Source organism: Vibrio sp. L3-7 (assembly GCF_963898195.1).
Lineage (GTDB): Bacteria > Pseudomonadota > Gammaproteobacteria > Enterobacterales > Vibrionaceae > Vibrio > Vibrio echinoideorum.
The window spans coordinates 1-5,066 of record NZ_CAWQUW010000049.1; the positions used below are offsets into that span (position 1 = coordinate 1).

The window sequence follows — 5,066 nt, forward strand, 5'->3', positions numbered from 1 at the left end:
AAGAGCTGTTTGATGGGCTTATTCGGAAACATGGTCTATAGGATAAATGATTTATGCAAAGCATCCTAGTAGGTTGAGTCTCTTTGTTTTCGGCCGAAGGCCGCTCAGGCGACACCGTCGCCGGTTCGGCTCCGTTACAGCGAACTGACGATTAAGATGATTAGGTATATGTACATGCTCCTGCTGTGTTTTTTTGTACGTATGTTTTGGGGATTGGCAACTGACTAAATCGAGTTCTTTCATGAATTTACTTGCACGGTAACGACTCAGGGGAATACCTCTTGTTGTCACTATGCCAGCAATGGTTCTCGCTCCTGCGGAACCATTGCTAATCTCATGAGCTCGTCGAACTTCGGCACGAATAAGCACACACTCTGACGCTAGAGCTTTATCTTTATTTTCCCAATAACGATAACTACTGCGATGAACTCCGAACACTTCGCAAAGCTGTTTCACCGCATAGCTCTTCTTGAGTTTCTCGATCATCGAGAACCGTTCAGGGAGTCTGACATCAAGAGAGCTGTAGCCTTTTTTAGAATTTCCTTTTCTTCTTCAATGCGTTTGATTCTTTTTTTAAGGTCACGGATTTCTCTTTGCTCTGGAGTCAGCGGCGATGCGTTGGGAGCCTTGCCAGCTCTTTCCACTTTGAGTTGCCTTACCCAGCTTTCTAACGTTGTTTTTCCTATGCCCATCGTTTCGCAGGTTTCTTTGTAGGTACGTCCCTGGTCAAGTACTAGCTGAGCGCATTCAAGCTTAAACTCTGGGTTAAAAATACGTCTTTCACGCTTAGTCATAATGTCACCTGTTTTAGTGTCGAGATGATCATACATCACCTCTTAATCAGGTGGCCAAATTAACTATGCCACTTCACCCCAAGGGTAACAGATACATGAACATGAGGGTGCCAAGTTAAACGTCTTCCAAAGGTATGCAGTGCGCAGAAAATTCCAATTTTTAGTCCTGCCTGTTTTGCCGCATAAAGGAGATTGTCGACAGCGAGTTGGCAAAGTTTATCGAGTAACCAGCGGTTGTTACGAAACAGAGACCATAAAACATCAGGAAAAGTGAATGTCATATGCATCCAAGGACAATGTGGCATTCGTTCTACCTGCTGAATTATCCAGTTATCGGTCGATTTTTTACCACAACGAGAGCAGGCTCGACTAGAGCAAGTAAACCAGGTGTTGTTAGAGTGGATGCATTCTTTGCTTTCACAGTGTCGCTCTATCCCTCCCAAGGCTGGTTTGCCACAGGTGAGCATTTTAGTGACTTCAATGATTTCGATATCTCGAAGTGTTGAATCAGTCGCCACCATGGTATCCCAAGCTTTGTTGTACTGAAGGAGAAAGTTAAGCGGTCTAGGTTGATAGGGGGTATTGACAGAAGTTCGAGCAGCCATGGTCAGTAAAGGTAATCGTATCGTGATTGCAGCAAATGAAAATACTGATTATACGCATAAACCTATCACGCGCCCAATTGCAGCGTAGCTGCTATGTTCTCAGCCGCCAATTTACGACACGATGTGATTCTGTCGATGAACCCAGACGGCAATCAGTTAGGCACTCGCGCTAACGCCAATCAAGTCGATTTAAACCGCGCCTTCCCAACGCAAAATTGGACAGAAAACGGCACTGTCTATCGCTGGAGTTCTCACACACCGGTCAGAGACGTAAAAGTGAAAACGGGACAAGCCAACCAACTTGAACCTGAAGTACAGTCACTCATCAACCTCATTGAGCAGCGCAAACCCAAATTCGTCATCTCGTTCCACGAACCTCTCGCCATGGTCGACGACCCAGCTCAATCGGAACTTGCCACTTGGCTAAGCAAGCAGTTCAACCTACCGCTCGTCGAAGACGTGGATTACGAAACCCCAGGCTCATTCGGCACATGGTGCCAAGAAAGAAACCTGCCGTGCATTACTGTAGAACTACCACCAGTGTCTGCTGATTTGACTATCGAGCAATATTTGGATGCATTTGTGGCGGTGTTGGGGTGTGAGGGAGTTGTTTAAAGATTACTAACTCATTTTTGGACAACAATAAGAACAAGTAGACGGATGAGTGCAGAGTACCAGGTTCTCTATTGTGACTGTCTCGATGAAACCTGTCTCACCCGCTTAGTGGTCGACTCGACAGTATCCAGTGTTGTTCACACCCTATCCGATACTTTCAAGCCATCGAAAAATAGCTCACCTGATTCTAATACAAGAGAGCAATTAAGCCTCAATATCTAAAGCCCTCAAATAACACCATTCTTATGCTTTCATTTAAATTATAATTATTAGAACTCAAGCTAAACAGCTTAGAGCAGAACTTCACGCTCAGATAGCACCACTTACACAATCAAGATGCAGATAATTCGAGAATTTCGTATAGATTTTGGTAAGGAAAAGAGAACTCCTGCCTTTGTATATTGATAGATTAAGTCCCTGATTTAAAATTAAGCGCAGGTTCGCGACGTGCGTTTAAAATTTTGAATACCTGGTAGCAGTAGGCCTGCAATAACAATCGCAATGCCGATCAATTGTAACGGCGTGACTGCCTGTCCGAGCATAAATGAAGTCAGCACAGAGAAAATCGGTACAAAGTTATAGAACAGTGCAGCATTCGCCGAGCCGAGGTGACGCACACCATTTAACCACAGTAAATAACCGGCAACCGTACCAAACACTCCGATATACACCACTTCTGACACTCCCAACGCGCTACTATTCCAAAGCTCAGTGAACGGAAGTACTTCTGGCGATGCCAGACACATCGCACCAATCACCGCCGCTCCGCTTAGCATACCGACAAAAGTATAAGAAATAACAGGTATCCAGCGACTGATACCCTGACTGAAGTAAGTGTACAAACTCCAAGTCAACATGCCGCAAAAGAAGAGTTTATCACCGTGGTTGATCTGCATTGAGAGCAGTTCTTTCGGATGCCCATTGGTGATTACGATCAGTACGCCGGTCAAGCTAACTAGCAGACTAAAACACTGGGCGAAAGACGGCAGCGTTCGAAGAGCAATACACGTAATCAGCGAAGTCATCAGTGGGCTGAGCGCCATGATTAATGAGCCATTTGTCGCACTGGTGTAAACTAATCCGGTAAATAAGCAAAGATTGAGCCCACCCACGCCCACAACGCTAACGGCGATGACCCAGCACCATTGCCGCGAACTCAAGTAAAGCTTGGGCATCCGCGCCGCTTTGAGGTATATCGCCAGACACGAAGCCGCAATTATAAAACGCCAGAACACTAGTGTAAGCGCGTGCACTTCGTTTAATGCGAGCTTACCAATAGGAAAACAACTGCCCCAAAAGAAAGTACAGATGATGAGAAGAACAGCGGCTTTAAAAGTTGAATCAGATTTCATCGTCACTCCGAATGACTTGTCAAAATGTGTTCCCTAGTGTATTGATTTCAATAGTTAGATAAACAAGCAAAAATAAGACGGTAAATGCCATTTATGAAACCTAATTGTTCGTTAGACGATCTGCGTTGTTTTTGTGCTGTAGCACGTTCAGGCAGTTTTAAAAACGCAGCCCTATCTTTGGGTATTCCGCTCTCAACCTTAAGCCGCCGCATCCGTCAGTTAGAGGCCGATTTGCAACTTCGCCTGCTCAACCGCGACGCACACCGTATTGTCCTGACCAGTACTGGCGAGCAATACTTTCAACGTTCAGCCTTATTATTTGATGAACTTGATAATATCGACGAAGACCTGCATCGAGATAAACATCAACCACAGGGAAAAATTCGTATATCCGCGCCAATCAACGCAGGTTCGCAATTTCTGCCCACGATTTTTTATGATTTCCTACTTCAGTATCCGGATATTAAGCTGGATCTGAACCTATCAAATTCATTGATTGATATCGAAGCCGAAGGAATGGATGTGGTTTTTCGTGTCGGAAACGTAGTAGTCGATAACTGGATTGCTCGGCAGTTAAAACACGTTCACTTCATCTTGTGCTCTCATCCTGATTACGATATTTCGACAATAACCACACCTGACAAATTATGCGATCATCCAACCATCATTTGCAATCCGATGACACCATGGCAACTGATACACAAAGAGAGTGGCGAAGAATTTAACTATCACTCGCAAAAAAACGTCAGACTGGAATTGGATGAAATTGTGATGCTAACTCACGTTATAAAGACGGGTTTGGGGATTGGGTATGTACCGGATTATCTTGCGTTACCAATGATCGCTCAGGGTGAAATGAGCCATGTATTGCCCAACTGGCGTAGCAAAGAACGCACACTGTTTATGCTCTATCGCGATCGGGATCATCTGCCGATGCGGGTACGCCTATTTATCGAATTTGTCATGCAGCGCTTTGAAGCGAATTAACCCCATTAGGTCAATTTTTTCACACATTCATTGCTAAACTTGAAGGTAAGGAATCTGAATGATTCCTTACCTGAACAATCGCAACTTAACTCTCGTCAGAATAAGTCCCTGACTGACCTAACTTCTGCTCTACAATCTAAACACGGGTGTTTGTTGAACACTTTCATGCTGTTTTCGGGATTTTAGATACACTCATCCTGCGAAATGCCTAAATTGACCTGATTTGGGATTGAACCAGAGCATGGTGGACCAGCTCTGACAGCGGCTCCCCAGCCCTAAAGCGAAGAAACGTTAAACGGTGCCCACAAAGAATGCATTCAAACGGATCAACCTTCACATATCCTTTCAACATGGCGGCGTAGCCGGGCATTTCAGGTGCGTCTTTAGGGGCGATGCCTAAGGCATCGTAGACCTTAGGGAGCATCTCACCACGACGTCGGTTTGATAGAAAACCGAAGTATCGAATCATTTTTAAGTGCTTATCTGGAATATGCTCAATCATGCGCTCTATCAGTGCTTCTGGACTCAAAATGAGGGATTCCGTCCGACCATTCCTATGGTTGAGGTAATCAAATGTCACCAAGCTTCCCTGGAAGTTATGTCGTAAACGCGACGCCGATATAGGTGGGCGTTTTAGGTATCGGCCGAGGTAAGTCATGGTGGGCGTCACGTTGGCCGTTTTCTTTGCAAAGTGCAGCTTCCATCGGCGGCAA

General features: G+C 45.1%; 4 protein-coding genes and 2 pseudogenes. 2 read left to right on the top strand and 4 right to left on the bottom strand.

Going from position 1 to position 5,066, the window contains the following annotated elements; translation table 11 throughout:
- Positions 1-120: 120 nt before the first annotated feature.
- Positions 121-830, bottom strand: a pseudogene (locus AACW75_RS21625) (transposase); the annotation flags it as partial.
- Between the two features lie 23 nt (positions 831-853).
- Positions 854-1,399, bottom strand: coding sequence for an IS91 family transposase (locus AACW75_RS21630; protein WP_145572375.1), 546 nt, complete (start codon positions 1,397-1,399; stop codon positions 854-856).
- A gap of 99 nt (positions 1,400-1,498) precedes the next feature.
- On the opposite strand from AACW75_RS21630, the pseudogene mpaA reads away from it, so the two are divergent.
- Positions 1,499-2,014 (top strand): annotated as a pseudogene (mpaA, locus tag AACW75_RS21635) (murein tripeptide amidase MpaA); the annotation flags it as partial.
- A gap of 428 nt (positions 2,015-2,442) precedes the next feature.
- Here the strand turns inward: mpaA and AACW75_RS21640 are convergent.
- Positions 2,443-3,366 carry a DMT family transporter gene (locus tag AACW75_RS21640; protein ID WP_145572374.1) on the bottom strand — a complete coding sequence of 308 codons (924 nt, stop codon included), beginning with the start codon at positions 3,364-3,366 and terminating at the stop codon, positions 2,443-2,445.
- An 84-nt stretch (positions 3,367-3,450) separates the two neighbouring features.
- On the opposite strand from AACW75_RS21640, the gene AACW75_RS21645 reads away from it, so the two are divergent.
- Entirely contained in the window at positions 3,451-4,353 is a 903-nt protein-coding gene (locus tag AACW75_RS21645; RefSeq protein WP_222425057.1) for a LysR family transcriptional regulator, read from the top strand.
- Between the two features lie 208 nt (positions 4,354-4,561).
- Here the strand turns inward: AACW75_RS21645 and AACW75_RS21650 are convergent.
- Positions 4,562-5,066, bottom strand: a 505-nt coding sequence (locus tag AACW75_RS21650) for a transposase (protein WP_237297957.1), incomplete at its 5' end; no start/stop codon positions are given.

Coding starts and splice junctions, on each gene's coding strand:
- AACW75_RS21630 (WP_145572375.1), bottom strand. CDS start 1,399: ATGGCTGCTCGAACTTCTGTCAATACCCCCTATCAACCTAGACCGCTT.
- AACW75_RS21640 (WP_145572374.1), bottom strand. CDS start 3,366: ATGAAATCTGATTCAACTTTTAAAGCCGCTGTTCTTCTCATCATCTGT.
- AACW75_RS21645 (WP_222425057.1), top strand. CDS start 3,451: ATGCCATTTATGAAACCTAATTGTTCGTTAGACGATCTGCGTTGTTTT.